Here is a 19833-nt window from a genome sequence, read left to right on the forward strand (position 1 = left end):
ACTTTAATACGTTCTGGGCGGGTTTTCTAGAAATTAAAGAGACGAATAATTTTAGTAAGATTGATAAGAATGACTTCTCGTAAGGTTTTGTCTCCTATAACACGCCAATCATAATTGTCTTCAGGAATATTAATAATCGCCTCAACAGTAGATTGGCAGGCCCGATTAGCGGCTTGATAAATCTGGCTGGAATTATCCGCTGTGGTATGACGAGCCGCCCAAGTGTAAAATTGAGCTGCAGATAGAGCTGTGTCCATCAACAGTTCCGGCGCAATTTGTGTTTGCACTTTTTCCCGTTGGAGTCTGATCGCTTCAATTAGATTATTGCCAGCTAACAAGTAACAATCGGATATGATTTGATCTCTCTTAGTCGAAGGAGGTTCACTGTAGCAAAGATTCAGGGCAAGCTTTGAAACCTTGAAAGCTCTTTTATAAGGAGAATCAGGGGCTTCAAGTCCAACCGCTGCCAATGTTTCATTGGAAAGATTTTGGGCCGAGATGGGAAAGAAATGCCGTACAGGATTAACCCGCTCTTCCGCGTTTACTTGCTTTATAAAAGACGTATGATCCGCCGATTTTAATTCATTGATAACATCCTTCATAGCTGGATTAGAGGAGGGACCTTTTGTTATAGCTTGCCGCTCATGATTGTTAGAAAAGCCTGTCTTAATGTTAGAGAATAATTGGTGTTGTTTAGCCGCTTGAATGGTTTTCGCTAGTTCTTCAATATTTTTCTTCATAAGCAGAGCCGCTTTTTCATTAAAGTTATCGGCTGCTAATTGATAATAAGTTTGAGCGAGCGTGGCGGCTTGTTCTAAGGCTGCTGCATTTGTGGTTAGCTGAAAACCTTGCTGGTGGATCCAGTTTTCAATTTTTTTGCCTGCATACATAAAACAATGACCTGCTAAAGCTTTTTGGAAGGGAGCCTGAGTTCCCAGCTTGGTTGGATCGAGATTAAGAATAATATCCCCAAGGGTTTTTAATTTAAAGGCAAGGGAATCCAATGAGTCATCCACTGTAATATCGGAAGAAAGAATGACATCCGCAGGGACATAGTTTTTTACGGTCGGTGGAATCAATCTCCTTATTTTTTCTACGAAATAGTCAGCTGTGGGAAGGTGATGTTGAGCATCCTCAAGATTTTGCATCGCCTGGAAAAAGCAAGAGATTATCCATTCATTTTTCTGTTCTGTGGACCTTCCTCCCAGCTTTTCACCAGGTAAACTTTGAATAAGGAGGCCGAGTTTTATTAACTTTGCCGCTTTAATAGAAGATAAATCGTGCGGAGTTAGGTTGGCCTGTATTAAAATCTCTTCGGGTATAGTCTCGAGAATGAGAGAGGAAAGGTTTGTCATTCTTATAGGTGTGAGACCTTGCGAATAAAATGGATCAGGATCTAAGGCCATAAGGGTCGTGTTTGTGGTGGAAATTGCATAACTTAAGACGCTCAGGGTTAGAAATTTTCTCATACGCTCCCCCTTCTGTATTGGAATTTAATTTCAAAAAATCACATTACATTTATAATTAAAACATAAAAATATTAAAAAATAATATATAAAATTACAAAATGAAGGGGTAAATGAAAAAATGCTGATTTTGGAATAACTTGGCCACAATTAAATGTAGTAAAGCTTAAGTAAGGGTTAATTTTTGGAGACAGCATTAATTCTATTAGGCTGCTTTCTAAGCGGAGTCATCCTGACGATTCCCCTTGTTCTAGATTCTTACTGTAAAGGGGGGGAGCTATAGGCATTTTCCTTATAACTCTAATTTATCGACGGTAAGGGGCAATAGCGGGGGAATAGGCCACTTTAAAGGAGAAGTCCCGCAAGCGTTGCCGACAGACACGTGGCAATTGTGCCGGAAATGAGTGACTTAAAGCTTAAATTGACAATCATATCCCGACGCTCAGGAACCATAGCCCCTAATCCTCCGATAACGATACCAAGGGCTGAAAAGTTAGCAAATCCGCACAGAGCATAGGTCATGATGAGGGAGGTACGGGGTGACAAAGTATCTTTTGGCAAGGCAGCAAGATCACTGAATGCCACCACTTCATTGATCACGGTTTTGGTTCCTAAAAGGGCGCCTGCTGCTGCGGATTCATGCCAGGGAATGCCCATTAACCACGTTACAGGGGCAAACAAGTAACCAAAGATGCGTTGAAGAGAAAGGGGAGCTCCCTCAAAAGATGGCAACAGTCCTAAAATTGTATTAGCAATATAAACGAGCGCAAGTGCCACGATCAACATCGCAATAACATTCAAGAAAATATTAAGGCCGTCTGATGTTCCTTTGCTGACTGCATCCATCCATCCCGTGAAACGGTAAGGCATAACAAAGTGGCCATCCGTTTGATTCGACCCGTGTGGTATCATAAGACGGGCGACCGCAAGAGCAGCTGGAATAGAAATAATAGAACACATTAGAATATGCGCAATTGGATTAGCGATCGTATCTTTAAGGATAAAGGAATAGAGCGCCATAACAGTGGCAGAAGTGGTTGCCATTCCACAAGTCATCATGGCAAACATTTCTGATCGGGTGAAGTCTTTGAGATAGGGGCGAATTAAAAGCGGCGCATCAACATTCCCAAGTAAAACTTTGGCGCCAGCGGCAACACCCAAAGCCCCCCCAATGCTCAGCGTTCGTTGTAAAAACCAAGAGGCACCCTTAACGATGATCGGCATGATGCGCCAATAAAATAAAAGCATCGAGAGAGCGCTGACCACCATAATCATGGGAAGGGCCTGTAAAGCAAAGATAAAGGTATTTTTCTGTGAGGTAGGATCAATAACAAACGGCACGTCACCGCCCCCAATGTAGCCAAATACAAACTGAGTGCCTTCTTGAGTTGCTGCCTTTAAGGTTTCCACAACACCACTTAGGCTGCCAAAACCATGGCGAATAAGATCAAATCGCATTAAGAAGAATGCTAAAATAACTTGCAAGGCAATTGCAGACAAAACAGGTTTAATTTCGGGTTTGGATCGATTCTCACTGATAAGCCAGGCAAACCCTAAAAAGGTGACAATCCCTATTATTCCCTGCATTTGTTATGATTCCTTCAGATTTATTTCTATCAACATAAACAGATTCTGCCGTTAAAGAAAATGAAAAACTAAGCTTTACGCAATTTTGCCGGGAGATGGAAGACAATATTCTCTTCGATAACGCGAATTTCTTCAACGGTCACATTAAATTTTTCCTTTAAGGCATCAATGAGCTCATCAACAAGAATTTCGGGGGCAGAGGCCCCGGCTGACAGACCCAGACGACTGACACCCATCAGCCAGTCCCAATCAATATCTTGAGCCCGTTGATAAAGAGCCGCTTTCGCGCAGCCAACCAAACGGGCTGCTTCCACCAGACGATTTGAATTAGATGAATTGGGGGCTCCAATCACAATCATGGCCTCGACCTGTGGCGCAATTGCTTTGACGGCTGCTTGGCGATTTGTTGTTGCATAACAAATGTCTTCTTTGCGTGGGCCGTGGATGGTGGGGAATCTTTCTTTCAATATAGCTAAAATACCTGTGACCTCATCCACCGATAGTGTTGTCTGCGTTGCGTAGGCCAAGTTGGCGGGATCGGCAATAGTAACTGTGCGAGCATCTTCTTCGGTTTCAATAAGGATGACGCTGCCTTCTGGAACTTGTCCCATGGTGCCAATAACTTCTGGGTGGCCACGATGGCCGACCAATAAGATTGTGTGACCAGCCTTATAATGATGCTCCACTTCCCGGTGGACTTTACTAACCAGAGGACAGGTTGCATCCAAGAACTCTAGGTTGGCAGCGATAGCCGCCTGGGGAATAGATTTGGGAACGCCGTGAGCGGAGAAAATAACGTGAGAGCCGGCTGGAACTTCATCCAGATCCTTGACAAAGATTGCCCCTTTGGCGCGAAGTGAATCGACAACAAATTTGTTGTGAACAATTTCATGGCGAACATAAACCGGAGCCCCATATTTTTCCAGGGCCTTTTCAACAATTGAAATGGCGCGATCCACGCCCGCACAAAAACCACGAGGGGAGGCCAAGATAACTGTGAGATCTGGTTTGTTCATTAAGGTGAAGGATCCATAGAATTTTGTTCTCGGGTATACTACCAAAATTAAGGATGGGGACGCAATAGAAGAGATATATTTAATATTGTGAAATTTTGTCAAGAATATTCTCAATAAAAGTACTTGCAACTGAGGGCAAAAGTCTCTTAAAAACATACTAGGGATAAGATGTTAACCTTTTACAATTCGGGGTTGGTTGAAATGAAAATTTTGCAACGATTGATGGGAGCTTTGTCCGCAGATATGGCCATTGACTTGGGGACTGCGAATACGCTCGTTTATGTGCGCGGGCGAGGGATTGTTCTCAATGAACCGTCAGTGGTTGCAATTGCGACATTTAAAGGTAAAAAACAAGTCTTAGCTGTCGGTGAGGAAGCCAAGCTGATGGTGGGACGAACTCCCGGCAATATTCAAGCAATTCGACCTTTGAGGGATGGGGTGATTGCAGATTTTGAAGTTGCCGAAGAAATGATTAAACACTTTATCCGCAAAGTTCATAATCGTCGGAGTTTTGCCGCTCCTCAGATTATTATTTGCGTACCATCGGGTTCCACAGCTGTTGAGCGCCGCGCCATTCAAGAGTCTGCTGAAAGTGCTGGGGGACGCCGTGTTTTCTTGATTGAAGAGCCAATGGCAGCAGCCATTGGTGCCGGTTTGCCGGTAACTGAGCCGACGGGGTCCATGGTTGTTGATATTGGGGGTGGGACTACGGAAGTTGCTGTTTTATCCTTGGGCGGCATTGTGTATGCAACGTCGGTGCGTGTTGGCGGCGACAAAATGGATGAATCAATCATTAGTTATATTCGTCGCACTCATAACTTGTTGATCGGTGAAAGTACCGCTGAAAAAATTAAAAAAGAAATTGGCTCAGCCACTGTTGATTCTAATAGCCATACCATTACCATGTCTATTAAAGGGCGCAGCCTACTCAATGGTGTCCCCTTAGAAGTTGAAATCAATCAGACTCAAGTTGCCGAAAGCCTAAGCGAAGTGGTGGCTGCTATTGTTCAGGGTGTTAAGACAGCGCTGGAAAATACGGCTCCTGAATTATCGGCTGACATTGTTGATCGGGGTATTGTTATGACCGGTGGGGGATCTCAGCTAAAGAATTTAGATAAAGTACTTGCCAAAGCGACAGGCCTCCCAGTCTTTCTAGCAGAATCTCCGTTGGGCTGTGTGGTCAATGGGACAGGACGAGCCTTGGAAGAGATGGGAGCTCTCCAAAGCGTTCTTGTGAATATGTATTAAGGTGAATATGTACTAATTTATTACGCTGTTTAAAGTGTAAAAAATATGTAAGCATAAAATTATGATAAATTTGGGTTGTTTTTAATAGAGTGAGTAATCGTTCATGAGAATGCTGTCGGTAGTGGGCCTAAAGACGAGTAAAGACCATCGTACAACCATTATTTCTGATTCTGGACATTCTTCTCCCCGACTGACCTCTCTCTCTTCTCGTCTTTCCAAACCCTTTGGGATCATCCTTATTGCGGCAGTTATTGTTTTTCTTCAAATTAAAGAATACAGCCCTGTTGTGGCGGCGCGCCAATACTTGACTAATTTATTTAGTCCGGTCGTGTATGTAGTTTCATTGCCGTTTAACTGGGCCACGTCAGTGCGTGACTATTTTATAACTAAAGAAGAGATGGTGGCGCAGAATGAACAACTAAAGCTGCAGAATGAAAAGTTAATACGTGATCGAGATGCGCATCGTCAGATTGCCCAAGAAAACTTGAATTTGCGCGAAGCCTTAAACGTTCAGGTGGGCCTTGTTGATGACATAACAACCATTCGGATTAGTCATCATATTTATGATGGATATACAACAGTGTTTTATAGCCCTAACTCTGCGTTAGGGGATCTTCGTAAAAATGATGCTATTCTAACAACGAAGGGTTTTTTGGTGGGACGTATTATGGAAATAAATACAAACTATACCAAAATTATGCCGATAAATGACCCATCCTCCCGAGTGCCGGTTAAGTTCGAAGGGAATGCTCAACAAGCCGTTTTAGCCGGCGAGGGCAGTGATTCTTTGCGACTGATCCATGTTGAGAACCCTGTTGGTGTGCGAGTGGGGGATCGGTTAGTTACGAGTGGTGTGGGCGGTATTCTGCCCGCTGGTTTGCCGGTTGCCGTTGTTCAATCCATTGGGAATGTGATCAAATGTGTGCCATTGGGGCAGGTGCGGGATCAAGATTTCGTCCTTGCCTTAAGCCGAACTCAGGCCTAAAAGAGAGTTTCTCTATTAAATTCTCATTCTGTTTTTTCATCCTTTAAATTTTAATTTACAGCAACTCAAATTATTTTTACTATGATGGTAAAATATTTATTCTATCAACTTTTAATCTAATCACATGTTCTTTTAAAATTTGTTTTTTTAGTTTATGTAATAAATACACTATTTCATACAGAAGCTTACTTTAATGTTTAAATTTATTTTATTGTCTTGTGGATTGATGTTAAATGCTCAGGCGGTGGTGATCGAAGAGGATTCGTCTCTATTACCATCGAGTGCTACTGCTCACCAGTTGGATGAGCCTAAAAATAATATAGTTCCTTTTTCGATTCCCCGGATTCCCTTACTAAGCTCACTATTTAACCTTTTTTGTTCCCAGGATCTTCCGAGCGATGGTAACTCCCATGAAAAATATATGTCTATAGGCTATAGCAATGATTTGTCTTTTGAAGATGCCACGGATGATAGCCAATGGGAAATAACAGGCAATTTCAGTAATGTTTTCTCTTTTGGAAGTGAGAGTATTTAAATAGATCATTTTCGATAACCCCTCGGTCGGACCAATGCAAAATTCAAAAAATTAATGTATGTGGCTATGCAGGTGGTAATATTATTATTTATGTTAGAATGCGTCAGCCAGCAAAGCAGCTAATAAGAGAATTATTCCACGCCAATCTTATTGATGAAGAAAATTATTTGCTGCAATTCGCCTCTAATAATAAAAATAGGCTGCATGACTATTTAAATTTTTTTGTTAACAAACAACTTCTCCCCCTGGTGACAGCGAAAAGAATTTTATCAAAAATACAGACCGAACAGCCGGATGCGCAAGAAATAGAAAAATACCATCTTTTACGCGCCTCACAAAAAGAGGCTTTAGATAAAATTGCCCACGTTAATAAAATAGGTCAAAAGCAGCAGGTTGGAACTTTTATTCTTCAGCAGGCCAAACATGTTGCCCAGCACTATGTGGGGTATACTTATGGGGGTCATCAATATCCTATTATTGGCTCTTATGGTGCTGAGTCATGCGTGATTATGGCTGTTCATAATGCTGAGGCACAGGCGTCAGCCCTTTGCCATATTGATATTTTTACTGAAATATCTTCTCTTAATAAAGTTTTTCATAATTTACAAAGTCAAAAATCTGAGGCTTTAGAAGTGCATTTAGCTGGCGGGGATGACTATGTAATTGAGATGATGTTAAGCATTCTTAAGCTTATTGAGCAGCAACCAAATGCGATTATAAAATCAGCGAACCTTGTAACTAACTACGCGAACAAATTAGCTATTGATTCTAGGACCGGTGAGATTTACACAAGTTTTGACTCCCCTTACCTTAAGCATGAGGAAGATTATGATCTACGCATGCGCTTAATAGCATTAGCGTGCGTTAAATCACCCCCTGAACTTGCACCTGGCTTAGATTATATCTGTGAGATAAATTAGAAATTAATCGCTTGTATAGGAGTTTATGGTTATTCTATTCAGGATTTGCACTTACCAATAAAGGAAGGATAAAGACTTTTAAAACCTTAAAAAGGACAAAAATAAAAATAGAGCGGCTCCAAAAATTCTTGGTAATATTAAAATATTCTCCTATATATAAGGAGGTGAGAAAATCGAACCCAGAAGGATCTTATTAAATGCTTAAATTAGGTATATTAGTTTCTGCGGTTTTGTTAAATAGTCATGCCTCGGATAATGAAAAAAATGAGTTTTCTGATAAAAATTGGCATGATAAAAATACTCCTGAATTTTCTTTGAATAAAGAAGCGTCTTTAAACCTATCTTTATTGACAGAAGGGTTCGAAATAGAAGACAGATTTCTAAACCGAAAAATTGTATATATAGTAAAGGTTCGAGTTGGCAATTTTTATTATGAGCCCTGTAGGGAAATTAGGGAACTTATGGCTAAGATGGTTCAATAAAGGCTTCTATCCCTTGCCATATTGTTGCTTTAACTGGCTTATCCTCTCTCAATGAAATTTTTATAATTTACAAAATCAAAAATCCCAAGGGGAGGGGGCAAGGCTAATTAACGAGGTTACTTTATCAGGTCTCTTGAAAATACTTTAAGAAGATATTATGACTAAAGTAATCCGTGGATAAATAACTTTTGTACCGAATTATGTGCTTTTAGTAAAATCACTCACAGAATAAGATAAATTAAAAATTAAAATGAAATCCTCTGTTGATACATGGTTGATAAAGCGATATCTGATAGAATTCATTTTTTTATCAGGTTTATTTCTGTTGGGGTTGATGCCCCTGTGGCAGAAAATAGATGTTGTTCCTAATTTCGGATCGGTTGTTATCTATTTATGGACGATTTATCGACCCGACCTCATGTCACGTCGCTTGTTTATTATTCTGGGTATTTGCCGGGATGCGATCATGGGCTACCCGATCGGTATCGGTGTTCTAGAATTAATTTTAGTTGTTTCGATTACCCGTCTGTTCCGACGATATGTCTTACAAAAAAGCTTTTGGACTGTTTTTTGGGGGTATGCAATTTTTGCAACCTTAAGTAATTGCTTATTCTGGTTGATTCTTAGCGCCACGAAAGGTTATATATTACCCTTTACCGGGGCTTTAAAGCCGATTCTTTTTAATTTATTATCTTATCCAATTTTATGTGAGGTTAGCCTAACTGTGCAGCAAAAGATTGATGGGATGAAACAACAAGGCATCCATGGATAAAGAAACCTTATTTACCCGTCGCTCCGTTATTTTAGGGGGGATGCAGGCGGCTCTCATGACGACAGTTGTGGGGCGAATGTTCTATTTAGAAATCTTGTCTAACCAGCACTATCAAAAATTATCTGACAAAAATCGGATCCATTCTCGATTGACATTACCGGTGCGGGGACTAATTACAGACCGCAAGGGAAAAGTTCTAGCCTCTGATCATAACGTCTATCGAGCCGTTATGATTCGGGATGAGGCTGATGACTGGCAAGCATGCTTAAAGCGCGTGCAAGAATTGATTCATTTAACGCCTGAAGAAATTGATAAAGTTGCTTTACAGGTTCGCCGGAAACCCCGGTTTATGCCTGTCGCTGTTAAAGACAATTTAACGTGGCAAGAAGTAACAACCTTGGAATTGCATTTACCAGATATTGCTGGGATTTTTATTGAAGAAGGGCGAAATCGGTATTATCCACACTCTCTTGAAACATGCCATTTTCTAGGGTATGTAGCGACCCCGTCAGAAAAAGAATTAGATGGGGACCCCCTCTTAGAGCAACCCGGGTTTAAATTAGGAAAAATTGGCTTAGAAAAGTCCCTTGAATCTCAACTTCGCGGTATGCCGGGGGTTAAGCAAGTGGAGGTGAATGCCTTCCGCCGCATTGTACGCGAATTATCAACCAGTGATAGTGTGCATGGGACAGAGCAAAAATTAACCATTGATTTTGATTTGCAGCAAACCCTGTATCAGCGGTTGGCGCAGGAAGAAAGTGGTGCTGCTGTAGTCCTGGATATCAAGACGGGAGAAGTCTTAGCCTATGTGTCAACGCCAGGTTTTGATAATAATCTATTTGTGAATGGGATTCCCAAAAAAGATTGGCAAGATTTATTAAATCACCCCCGCTATGCCTTAATTAACAAGCCAATTTCTGGCCTTTATGCGCCGGGCTCAACTTTCAAAATGATAACAGCCTTGGCCGCCTTAGAAAAGGGGGTCGTTAATCATCATACATCCGTCAATTGTTCGGGACATACCATGCTTGGAAGTCACAAATTCCACTGTTGGACCTGGAAGACGGGTGGACATGGCAACGTCGATCTTACTCGGGCGATCGCGACCTCTTGCGATATCTATTTTTATCATATTGCCAGCTTAATTGGGATTGATGCTATTGCCGACATGGCTCAACGCTTTGGTTTGGGCTCTGCGACTGGCATTGAGATTCCAGGAGAAAAATCGGGTCTCGTCCCCACAATGGAATGGAAACGCCTCATTCATAAGGCAAAATGGACTATCGGAGAAAGCTATAACGCTGGTATTGGTCAAGGTTATACTTTAACAACACCGCTTCAATTGGCGGTGATGATTGCTCGATTAGCCTCTGGCAAGGCGATTACGCCAACCCTCTTGGCCGGACAAAATCGAGAATTTGAGATGATAGAAATTAATCCTAAGCACCTAGCGTACATTCATACCGGTCTCGATAAAGCTTCAAACGAAGAGGGAGGGACATCCTTTAGACACCGTATTGCCCAACCTGGGATGGAAATGGCAGGAAAGACCGGAACGACCCAAGTGCGCCGTATCACTGAAAAAGAACGCGCTCTAGGGTTGGTTAATAGCGCTGACCGGCCATGGCACCACCGGGAGCATGCTGTATTTGTGGGGTATGCACCCCTCCATAATCCCCGATTTGCTGCTGCCGTTCTGGCTGAACATGGAGGCAGTGGTGGCCGTGTCGCTGCCCCAGTTGGGCGGGATGTGCTTTTAACTGCTCAGCAAATCTTACGCGAGTAAGCGTTTTCATCTTTATCTTTATCGCCGATCAACCTTCTCTATAAAATTTTTAGATCTACAGGCAGTCAGACTATAGCTTAAGCTTGTTTACGGCTGGTCAATATGATAGTTTTTATTAAAATTATAAGTATTTTTATTATGATTGCATTTCGCTCAGTTCTTTATTTGGTAGGCATGTTATTAAATGCGATGGCAGCAGCCATGGTCATCCCCATGGTTGCTGAGTTATTTGTCTATAAAACTCTGGGATGGGAAGAGTTTTTGTTTGGGTTTTTCCTCACCGGTGCTTTAGGGAGTCTCTTGGCTATGGCAAATAGATCTCCTGGCCGGATAGAACTTAAGGTGCGAGAAGCATTTTTAATGACGGCTTTGTGTTGGATCATCACGCCATTGTTTGCTGCTCTTCCCATTTATTGGTCTGATTTGAACTTAACCTATCTTGATTCGTGGTTTGAGGCGGTCTCTGCGATCACGACGACTGGCTCTACAATTATTCCAGATCTGGGTAAGACCTCAAAGGGGGTACTGCTGTGGCGATCAATTTTGCAATGGTTAGGGGGTACTGGAATTATCTTGATGGCGCTGATTATTCTACCAACTTTACGAATTGGTGGTATGCAACTGTTTCGTAGTGAGTTTTCTGATAAATCTGAAAAGATCCTGCCGCGGGTTTCTCAAATTAGTTCTGCTATTACGACCATCTATGTCTTTTTTACGGTGGCTTGTTTTTTTGCGTTATTTGTGGCGGGTATGCAGCCCTTTGATGCTTTATGCCATGCCATGACAACAGTATCAACTGGGGGATTGTCGACTAAAAATGCCTCTCTTGCTTTTTACGATTCTCTTAGCATTGAAATAATTACGATCTTTTTTATGGTGATGGGGAGTCTTACCTTTGTTCTTTTTATTCGTTTATGGCACGGTAATGCCAGCGCGTTGCTAAAGGACTCACAAGTAAGAGCCTATCTTGGTATATTATTTTGGTTTATTGTAATTGTCTTCTTCTGGACTTGGTCCTTTTTAGGCATGTCGGCCTCAAAAGCTTTACGCGAATCTATTTTTTCTGTTGTGTCTATGTCAACCTCCGCTGGATTTACTACCATTGATTATACCTTATGGGGCTCCTTCCCGTGTGTTCTCCTCTTATTAGTGAGTATTGTGGGTGGATGCACAGGGTCGACAGCAGGGGGTGTCAAGGTATTTCGTCTGCAAGTTCTTGTTAAAGTAACTCAAAGCCACTTACGGCAACTGCGACGGCCCCATGGCGTGTACATTCCGATTTACCAAGGTCAAAAAATTCCTGAAAGCGTTGCAAGCTCAGTTTTAACATTCACAACTCTTTACCTTTTTACAGCTTTTTGTCTCACCTCCTTATTAACCTTATTTGATTTAGGAATGATGGATGCGTTTTCAGCATCGATTGCAGCCTTAAGTAATACAGGGCCCGGGGTAACAAAACTTGTAGGACCGACGGGAAGTCTATCCGTCCTCGATAATGGCGCTAAGCTTTTGCTAATGTTTGGGATGACTCTTGGTCGTCTTGAGCTGCTGACGATATTTGTTCTCTTAATGCCGTCGTTCTGGCGCAGCTAACTATAAAAGATTATTGGAAGCCCTGACGGGCTTCCGGAAAACTTAAATGGACAGTCCACTTTTTTTCCAATCAGCCATAAAGGCATCGAGCCCAATATCCGTCAAATTGTGTTTATAGAGTTGACGGAATACCTTGGGGGGAATTGTGCACACATCAGCGCCCGCCTTGGCCGCCTCAAGCACATGTTGCGGATGGCGGATAGAAGCCGCTAAAATTTCTGTATCAAACATATAGTTATCATAAACGAGTTGAATGTCACGGATCAGCTGCATTCCATCCCAGCCTTGATCATCCAAACGGCCAACAAAGGGAGAAATATAGCGTGCGCCAGCTTTAGCGGCCAGTAGGGCTTGCGGGGCTGAAAAACATAAGGTAACATTCACGGCGATATCGTCTTCCGCTAAGGCATAGCAAGCTTTCAAGCCATCCACAGTCAGGGGTACTTTAATCACGACATTTTCATGGATCCCAGCCAATTTTTTACCCTGTTCAATCATTCCGGCAGCATCTAAGGCAATAACTTCAGCACTGATCGGGCCATCAACGATATCGCAAATTTGGCGGATCAAATCTGTAAACTGAATACCCTGGCTAGCCGCCAAGGATGGATTTGTTGTGACGCCATCAATTAGACCAGTTTCATTTAAGTCGCGGATTTCGTTTATATCCGCTGTATCAATAAATATTTGCATAAAAAATTCTCATTTAGTTAGGGGGGTGAAACTCTAAAATGATTAAGCCACCCCAGAGCATTGATGTCAAACAGGATCTTATGGCAAAATAGGCGCATGACATACCAAACAAATATATTATTGCCCGTTGCTGTTGATACAGCTTTTACTTATACCTCAGACTATGAAGTTCCGTTAGGTTCATTCGTCAGTGTGCCGTTCAGGGGACGTCAAATGATTGGCGTCGCTTGGGAGAATCAGCGTGATTACTTAGGGAAGGCAAAATCAATTAATACTGTCATTAACCTGCCGCCGCTTCCAGCAACCACGTGTGTATTTTTGAAAAAAGTTTCTGATTATACCATGACGCCGTTGGGGAATACATTACGACTCTGTTTTAATCCAGCTTTTGTTGAAGATAAAAAAATACGCAAGCCCTTAGAAATTGGTATACCCGATTTTTCACGCCAAACCGTTATTCTATCATCAGAGCAAGCGGAAGCTGCCGCTGCTATTTCTCAAGCTGTACAGGATCACACCTATAAAACCTTTTTGTTAGATGGCGTGACAGGCTCCGGAAAAACAGAAGTTTACTTAGCCGCCATTCAAACGGCATTGGAACAGGGGCAACAAGCTTTGGTATTGTTACCTGAAATTGCCTTGACCAATCAATGGCTAGATCGATTCCAACGACGCTTTGGCTGTACGCCACTGCAATGGCATTCAACCTTAACGGAATCTCAGCGGCGTCAAACCTGGCAAGCTATTATTAAGGGAGAGGCCAAAGTCATTGTGGGAGCGCGCTCGGCTCTTTTTTTGCCCTATCCTAATTTGGGGATTATCGTCATTGATGAAGAACACGACGGCTCCTTTAAACAGGAAGAACAAATCATTTATAACGCCAGGGATATGGCCGTTTTGCGGGCGCATTGTGAGACTTGTCCTGCTGTTCTAGTTTCCGCAACGCCAGCGTTAGAGACAATCCATAATACCCAAGAAGGACGTTATACTAAATTGGTACTTCACAGTCGGCACGGGGAAGCAAGTCTTCCTCGGATTGAGACCATTGATATGCGCAAGCAGCCGCGTGGCTGGTTATCCCCTCCCTTAGTACAAGCTTTGGAAACAACATTGGCCAAAGGGGAACAAGCTATCTTATTTCTAAATCGACGCGGTTATGCACCGTTAACGTTGTGCCATTGCTGTGGTCATCGATTTAGTTGTCAAAACTGCAGTGCCTGGATGGTGGAACATAAACGGACAGGAAAACTGCATTGTCACCATTGCGGTTTTGAGCAGCAAACGCCCGTTCAATGTCCGGAATGTCATCAGACTGAGACGCTTATTCCTTGCGGTCCTGGCGTTGAGCGAGTTCACGAGGTTGTTGAAAAGCTTTTACCTCAAGCCCGCTGTCGCATCATTACCAGTGACGAAGTGACGTCCTTGACGAAGCTCAACGACTTAGTGGAACAAATTCGTAACCATGAAATTGATATTTTGATTGGGACCCAAATTTTAGCGAAGGGGCATCATTTTCCTATGATCACCCTCGTTGGCGTCGTGGATGCGGATTTAGGCTTAAGTGGGGGAGACTTGCGCTGTGCCGAACGAACCTATCAGTTGCTGCATCAGGTTTCCGGGCGGGCCGGTCGCGAAGAGCGCCCTGGCACCGTGTTGCTGCAAACTTTTCAGCCGGATCACCCTTTAATGCAAGCGATGGTGACTCAAGATCGCAATAGTTTTAATGAATTGGAGTTACAAGAACGTCAAAGTCACGCCATGCCACCATTCGGACGGCTTATTTCTGTGACGCTGGCGGCGACAAACCCGGATCTGGTGGCTCGAACGGCGCGCCATCTAGGTCAAACGGCCCCAAGACATGAGGGAATTGAATTATATGGGCCAACCCCTGCGCCCCTGTCCTTTGTTCGGGGCAAACATCGGTGGCGATTGCTTTTCAAGGCACCTAAAACAATGCCGTTGCAAAGAATTTTACAGCACTGGCTGGTAACTCAAACCATCCCATCGTCTGTTCAGCTTATTGTTGATGTAGACCCTTATAGTTTTGTGTAGGCGTGTAAGGGTTTTCCTGATTTTACTATGATTAGCCCAGCGTTGCTGCCATCAATTTTTCCATCATAGTTTTTGCTTCGATCAGATTAATCTTACCGGTTGGCAGTACGGGAATTTTCTCGATGACAAACACGCGCCGGGGCAACATTAATTCGGGATGACCGGCGGCTTTGAAAGGGCCGATTAATGTCTCTCGTTGGAGGAAGGCTGTGGTGAGCAAGATTAATTGTTCACCTCTGCGTTCATCCGGGGCGGCTAAGACCACATGGCCATAATCGGGATAAATTTTTTGCAAAGCTTCTTCGACCGCCCCCAAAGAAATCATTTCACCGGCGACCTTGGCGAACCGCTTAGCTCGGCCCTTAATAGTAACAAATCCTTGGTCATCCACGGAAACAATGTCGCCGGTATCATACCATCCTAATTGTGGGTCTTCTCCCTCAAAGAAACTGGCAGACGTCGGAACAATATGACCGGATTCTGGATCAAGGTATCCTAACATAATATTTGGACCTTTGATGATCAGACGGCCTGCATCTTCTATGCCCTCAATAGGCCGTAAATGATAACGCATCCCCGTTAAAAATCGACCAACGGTTCCCACTTTATTTAACATGGGTGTATTGATGGCCACAGCAGGAGAGGCTTCGGTTGTTCCGTACCCTTCTCTGATATGAATCCCAAATTTTTCAATCCAAATGCGGCGGGTTTCTTCGCGTAATTTTTCTGCGCCGGCGATTACAAGTCGCATGGAATAAAAGTCATAAGGATGCGCTGAAACCGCATAACGACTTAAAAACGTATCGGTCGCAAAAAAGATCGTGGCATTAATATCATAGGCCATAACGGGAACGATGCGATAATGGAGAGGCGAAGGGTATTGGAAAACGCGGATGCCAGCCGTTAAGGGAGCAATGATGCCGCCGATTAAGCCAAAAGAATGGAAAGTTGGTAAGGCGTTTAAGATCACATCTTGGGTGGTCAAATCAATCATCGTTGTTAGCTGATAGCGGTTGGCATTTAAATTCGTATGACTTAACGCAACAGCTTTGGGTAATCCTTCCGATCCCGATGTAAACAGGATAACAGCAGGATCATTTGCATCAATGGTTTGTTGAGATCGACGGGATGCCAATTCGGGAATAAAACTTGAGATAGCCCCCACTATTTTATTAAGAATGTTAATTTCTGATGCTAAATCCTCAAGATAGAAAATAGTAGCATGGCTTTCCAGTTGTTTCACCGTATTTTCGAGGCGAGCCAATTCAATAAACTTGCGCGACGTTAAAACTAAACGAACGCGGGCTAATTTACAGGAATGAATTAAAATAGTTGCGCCGAGCGAGAAATTAAGCATCGCCGGAACCCGCCCAAAGAGTAGTTGTGAGGTGATGCAGAGCATTGAACCAATGCTGGTAGGTAATAAGACACCAATGCGTTCCTCTTTGATCGTTTTTTTCTCAATCCACCGCCCCAGAATAAAACTGCGCATAATCAACTGGCGATAGGTCAATGGTTGGCGTTGAGTGTCTTCAACAATTTCGCGGTTCATGCCATGAGTTTTGGCGGCATCAAAAATGGATTGAGTTACGGTTTGTTGATACGGTGAAGTATCAAACATCATGCCAACCATAATATCGTAAATTTGATTGGAAATAACGCGTCGCCGTTCTCTCCCTTTCAAGGTTTGATTAACTTCAATATGGCGGGGTGGTAGAATAGTAAGCGAAATCTTGGGGAAGAGCTTACGGTTAATTTTGCCCTGCAACCGGGAAAATAAGGAATACTGGGCCCCTTCAATGCGGATGGGGAGGATTTGCGCGCCCGACCGATCGGCAATCATGCCGGGACCATCGAAGACTTTCATTAAGGCGCCTGTAACCGTGATCCGTCCTTCAGGGAAAATAACGCATTTATGGCCCTGTCGAATAAGCTCAACCAATTTTTTGGTTGCCATGGGATTGGTGGGATCAACGGGTAATAAATTGATGCCCGGGCGAATGATTCGAATCCAGATGCGGTTGATGTATTGGCTCCAGATAGCATAGCTTAATTTTTCAGGGATAAAGGCAAACAGCAGCATCGCATCAATAAAGGAAACGTGATTGGCGATAATGAGAACCCGATTCCCGGCTTTCTTAAAGTTTTCTATACCTTTCACGTCAACACGGAAAAGAATCTTGAGAATGGCCTGCATAATCAATTGCAAAAGGGATTCCGGCACTAAACTTGATAGTTTATGCATCGCAAATAAATTTAAGAGACCAACAATCATAAAAATATGGATAATGGTAATATCCATCGCCATTAAGACCATGGTTGCAATCGATGAAATCATCATGAAAAAGGCATTAATGACATTATTGGCAGCAATAATGCGTGAACATTTTTTAGGGTCAGACTCTGTTTGTAATAAAGCGTAAAGGGGAACAAGACTGATACCGACTGAGGTTGCAATCATCAATAAATCAAAGCAAATTCGCCAACTATAGTTTTTACGTAAAAACTCTACAACACCAATAGCCTGGGTAAAGGGAACTCCAAAACTGACGTACACGAGATCGAGAATAAATAAGGTTGTTGCAATGGCGCCCCAGGGAATAATGCGAGCATCAATTTGACTTCCCATGACTCGATTGCTGAGGTATGACCCGAGCCCAATTCCGCCGGCAAATAAAAATAAAAAGAAGTTGGCCACGCTTGGATTGGCACCTAATACAACTTTGCCATAAAAGGCAATTTGAGTCAGCATGGTAACCCCAATGACCCAGAACCAGGAAATTCCCATAATACTTAAGAATATAGAGCGATCTTGAGAGGCTTCTTTGACCAGGTTAAGGGTTTCCTCTGCAATATTTTTATTAATGACGATCTGAGGGTCGGCGGGTTCAATGGCTGGCAATTTCAAGGAAATATAAAACGAAGCACAAACAGATAGGACCATCACAATTCCCAGCATGGTAAATCCGCCGGACTCCACATACACTAAAAAATTGCCTAATGATGTTCCTGCTAAAATTGCTAAGAAAGTACTTCCTTCCACAAGGGCATTCGCGTTAACGATTTTATCCTTTTTTAGAATGCTCGGGATCATACTGTATTTAATGGGACCAAAAAATGTCGACTGAGTCAGCGTTAGAAATAATGTCAGTAATAAAATTGGAAAAGACTGAATCACCAATCCATAGAGAGCGATCGTAACGATCCCAACTTCACAGGCTTTTAAAAGCCGCGTGACATACGACTTATCGTATTTATCGGCGAGTTGACCGGCCAGGCTGGAAAATAAGAAAAATGGGCTAATAGCAATACCGCTAATCAATGGGATTAATATGGCTTGGTTATAGCCTAATTTCACCCCAAACCCATAAGTCACCATAATGATTAAGGCTTGGCGGAAGAGATTGTCATGAAATGCCCCTAAGAGTTGGATCCAGAATAAGGGACCAAATTTTTTGTCACCGATCAGATTAAAAAAATTATTATTCATATTTTTCTCATATTTATCCAAAATATTACTAAACATTACACTGTTTTTTTGAAAAAGAAATCTCCCTTATTATGGCTTTCCTTTAAAAAAAACTAACCGTAAAAGTTCGGAAGGTTTCTTGATTGACTAGCAGCGTAAGAGAGAACACGACGATCCTAAAGCCAACAAATATGTGATCAAAAAAGCCGCTGGTTAAGATAGATTTAAGAGAGCTTCTACTTTTTTGATCACCGTATTGGGCTCTAGATCGGCCAGATTCTCTGCTTGTAACCAATTGATATGAGGCTCAGGGGTAAGGGCAAAGGTTGGATCCGTTTTACCAGAAAATAGAATGAGCACAGGCGCTAAACTGGCCGAGGCTAAATGCATAGGACCTGTGTCATTGCCAACGGCGATACAGGCATTTTTAGAAATTGTGATCAATTCTGGAAAGCTTGTTTGTCCTGTTAAATTGATAGCTTGCGGACATATTTCTTGAATCAAGCGATTATCTTCCCCCGGCCCACCGATGATAACAGGTGTAATGGTATGAGTGACTAAATATTGACATAGAGCTGCATAATGGGATTGTGGCCATTTTTTGGCTCCATTGAACGTATTTGACGCCCCTGGCACAATCACGGCGTACTTAGACGGTAAGTTAATTTTGAGAGGGGAGCCTACATAACGCAAGTCTTGTTTTTCTAAACGGATGCCAAAGACGGCAAGGAGAGCTTGATGACGGTTAAAGGTGTTAATCCGTATTTTAGGCTCGCAGAACCGGACGGTCCCTTTGGTGGCTGAGCCCACCCATTCACTCCCACTTTTTCTGCCGCCAATCATCCTGAAAATAAAGTTGGTGCGTTGGCTCATTTGCAAATCATAAACGCGGTCAAAGTCTGATTTTAAAAATTGTTGCCGGAAGTCTAATAATTCTTTGATTTCATAAACTTTCATGCGTCTGTAGATTAAAACGTCGTCAAATAGATTTGATGCTTTCATCAATTCTACATAAGGCGCCGTGGTCATGATCGTTATATGAGCATCAGGATGATGCTGGCGAATGGCTTGAAATGCCGGAAAAGTTTGGATGATGTCGCCTAAGGCGCTAAGGCGAATAACGAGTATTTTTTTTATCGGACAATGGATCATTTCTTATTCAGGCAACGAGATGTTTTTATACTAGATTTTTGAACTGGTTAAACGGTTGCGTCAACCAAATTTATATA

15 protein-coding genes are annotated in these 19833 nt (G+C 42.7%); 9 read left to right on the forward strand and 6 right to left on the reverse strand.

Annotated elements, in window-relative coordinates; genetic code table 11:
* Window positions 1-26: 26 nt before the first annotated feature.
* The 3 genes from ID47_RS11080 to ispH form a co-directional block, all read right to left on the reverse strand.
* Window positions 27-1469, reverse strand: coding sequence for a hypothetical protein (locus ID47_RS11080; protein ID WP_038466611.1), 1443 nt, complete (start codon window positions 1467-1469; stop codon window positions 27-29).
* A gap of 342 nt (window positions 1470-1811) precedes the next feature.
* Entirely contained in the window at window positions 1812-3053 is a 1242-nt protein-coding gene (locus tag ID47_RS11085; RefSeq protein WP_038466614.1) for a NupC/NupG family nucleoside CNT transporter, read from the reverse strand.
* Window positions 3054-3121: 68 nt separating this feature from the next.
* Window positions 3122-4069: a 4-hydroxy-3-methylbut-2-enyl diphosphate reductase gene (ispH, locus tag ID47_RS11090; RefSeq protein ID WP_038466617.1), complete on the reverse strand. Its 948-nt coding sequence runs from the start codon at window positions 4067-4069 to the stop codon at window positions 3122-3124.
* 201 nt (window positions 4070-4270) lie between these two features.
* Between ispH and ID47_RS11095 the strand changes: the two genes are divergently transcribed.
* The 8 genes from ID47_RS11095 (at window position 4271) to ID47_RS11130 (ending at window position 12390) form a co-directional block, all read left to right on the forward strand.
* On the forward strand, window positions 4271-5317 hold the full coding sequence (locus tag ID47_RS11095) for a rod shape-determining protein (protein WP_038467815.1): 1047 nt from the start codon (window positions 4271-4273) through the stop codon (window positions 5315-5317).
* Window positions 5318-5420: 103 nt separating this feature from the next.
* Window positions 5421-6302 (forward strand): rod shape-determining protein MreC, encoded by an 882-nt coding sequence (gene mreC / locus ID47_RS12110; RefSeq protein ID WP_084676027.1) that lies wholly within the window; start codon window positions 5421-5423, stop codon window positions 6300-6302.
* A gap of 193 nt (window positions 6303-6495) precedes the next feature.
* The gene (locus tag ID47_RS11105) at window positions 6496-6837 is read left to right on the forward strand and encodes a hypothetical protein (protein WP_038466619.1); all 342 of its coding nucleotides are present in this window, start codon (window positions 6496-6498) and stop codon (window positions 6835-6837) included.
* A gap of 98 nt (window positions 6838-6935) precedes the next feature.
* A complete protein-coding gene (locus ID47_RS11110; protein ID WP_038466622.1) occupies window positions 6936-7757 on the forward strand; it encodes a hypothetical protein in 822 nt (273 codons plus the stop codon).
* 197 nt (window positions 7758-7954) lie between these two features.
* Window positions 7955-8239, forward strand: a complete 285-nt coding sequence (locus tag ID47_RS11115; RefSeq protein WP_038466625.1) for a hypothetical protein — start codon at window positions 7955-7957, stop codon at window positions 8237-8239.
* 250 nt (window positions 8240-8489) lie between these two features.
* Window positions 8490-9011: a rod shape-determining protein MreD gene (mreD, locus tag ID47_RS12115; protein ID WP_051908863.1), complete on the forward strand. Its 522-nt coding sequence runs from the start codon at window positions 8490-8492 to the stop codon at window positions 9009-9011.
* On the forward strand, window positions 9004-10797 hold the full coding sequence (gene mrdA / locus ID47_RS11125) for a penicillin-binding protein 2 (RefSeq protein ID WP_051908864.1): 1794 nt from the start codon (window positions 9004-9006) through the stop codon (window positions 10795-10797). Before mreD ends, mrdA begins: the two co-directional genes overlap by 8 nt.
* 138 nt (window positions 10798-10935) lie before the next feature.
* On the forward strand, window positions 10936-12390 hold the full coding sequence (locus ID47_RS11130) for a TrkH family potassium uptake protein (protein WP_038467827.1): 1455 nt from the start codon (window positions 10936-10938) through the stop codon (window positions 12388-12390).
* Window positions 12391-12432: 42 nt separating this feature from the next.
* Here the strand turns inward: ID47_RS11130 and fsa are convergent, their stop codons facing one another.
* Window positions 12433-13083, reverse strand: coding sequence for a fructose-6-phosphate aldolase (fsa, locus tag ID47_RS11135; protein WP_038466628.1), 651 nt, complete (start codon window positions 13081-13083; stop codon window positions 12433-12435).
* A gap of 63 nt (window positions 13084-13146) precedes the next feature.
* Between fsa and priA the strand changes: the two genes are divergently transcribed.
* Window positions 13147-15135: a replication restart helicase PriA gene (priA, locus tag ID47_RS11140; RefSeq protein ID WP_232223237.1), complete on the forward strand. Its 1989-nt coding sequence runs from the start codon at window positions 13147-13149 to the stop codon at window positions 15133-15135.
* 31 nt (window positions 15136-15166) lie between these two features.
* Here the strand turns inward: priA and ID47_RS11145 are convergent, their stop codons facing one another.
* Both ID47_RS11145 and ID47_RS11150 read right to left on the reverse strand, forming a co-directional pair.
* Window positions 15167-18625 carry an acyl-[ACP]--phospholipid O-acyltransferase gene (locus ID47_RS11145; RefSeq protein WP_038467830.1) on the reverse strand — a complete coding sequence of 1153 codons (3459 nt, stop codon included), beginning with the start codon at window positions 18623-18625 and terminating at the stop codon, window positions 15167-15169.
* 192 nt (window positions 18626-18817) lie between these two features.
* On the reverse strand, window positions 18818-19756 hold the full coding sequence (locus ID47_RS11150; RefSeq protein ID WP_051908867.1) for a glycosyltransferase family 9 protein: 939 nt from the start codon (window positions 19754-19756) through the stop codon (window positions 18818-18820).
* Between the last annotated feature and the right edge of the window lie 77 nt (window positions 19757-19833).

Source organism: Candidatus Paracaedibacter acanthamoebae, assembly GCF_000742835.1.
In the GTDB taxonomy this organism is placed as follows: Bacteria; Pseudomonadota; Alphaproteobacteria; order Paracaedibacterales; family Paracaedibacteraceae; genus Paracaedibacter; species Paracaedibacter acanthamoebae.

Bases quoted from the DNA above. Each gene is read 5' to 3' on its own strand.
- ID47_RS11080 (WP_038466611.1), bottom strand. From the start codon at position 1,469: ATGAGAAAATTTCTAACCCTGAGCGTCTTAAGTTATGCAATTTCCACC.
- fsa (WP_038466628.1), bottom strand. From the start codon at position 13,083: ATGCAAATATTTATTGATACAGCGGATATAAACGAAATCCGCGACTTA.
- ID47_RS11145 (WP_038467830.1), bottom strand. From the start codon at position 18,625: ATGAATAATAATTTTTTTAATCTGATCGGTGACAAAAAATTTGGTCCC.
- ID47_RS11130 (WP_038467827.1), top strand. From the start codon at position 10,936: ATGATTGCATTTCGCTCAGTTCTTTATTTGGTAGGCATGTTATTAAAT.
- mreD (WP_051908863.1), top strand. From the start codon at position 8,490: ATGAAATCCTCTGTTGATACATGGTTGATAAAGCGATATCTGATAGAA.
- ID47_RS11150 (WP_051908867.1), bottom strand. From the start codon at position 19,756: ATGATCCATTGTCCGATAAAAAAAATACTCGTTATTCGCCTTAGCGCC.
- mrdA (WP_051908864.1), top strand. From the start codon at position 9,004: ATGGATAAAGAAACCTTATTTACCCGTCGCTCCGTTATTTTAGGGGGG.
- ID47_RS11095 (WP_038467815.1), top strand. From the start codon at position 4,271: ATGAAAATTTTGCAACGATTGATGGGAGCTTTGTCCGCAGATATGGCC.
- priA (WP_232223237.1), top strand. From the start codon at position 13,147: ATGTCAAACAGGATCTTATGGCAAAATAGGCGCATGACATACCAAACA.
- ID47_RS11105 (WP_038466619.1), top strand. From the start codon at position 6,496: ATGTTTAAATTTATTTTATTGTCTTGTGGATTGATGTTAAATGCTCAG.
- ID47_RS11110 (WP_038466622.1), top strand. From the start codon at position 6,936: ATGCGTCAGCCAGCAAAGCAGCTAATAAGAGAATTATTCCACGCCAAT.
- ispH (WP_038466617.1), bottom strand. From the start codon at position 4,069: ATGAACAAACCAGATCTCACAGTTATCTTGGCCTCCCCTCGTGGTTTT.
- ID47_RS11085 (WP_038466614.1), bottom strand. From the start codon at position 3,053: ATGCAGGGAATAATAGGGATTGTCACCTTTTTAGGGTTTGCCTGGCTT.
- ID47_RS11115 (WP_038466625.1), top strand. From the start codon at position 7,955: ATGCTTAAATTAGGTATATTAGTTTCTGCGGTTTTGTTAAATAGTCAT.
- mreC (WP_084676027.1), top strand. From the start codon at position 5,421: ATGAGAATGCTGTCGGTAGTGGGCCTAAAGACGAGTAAAGACCATCGT.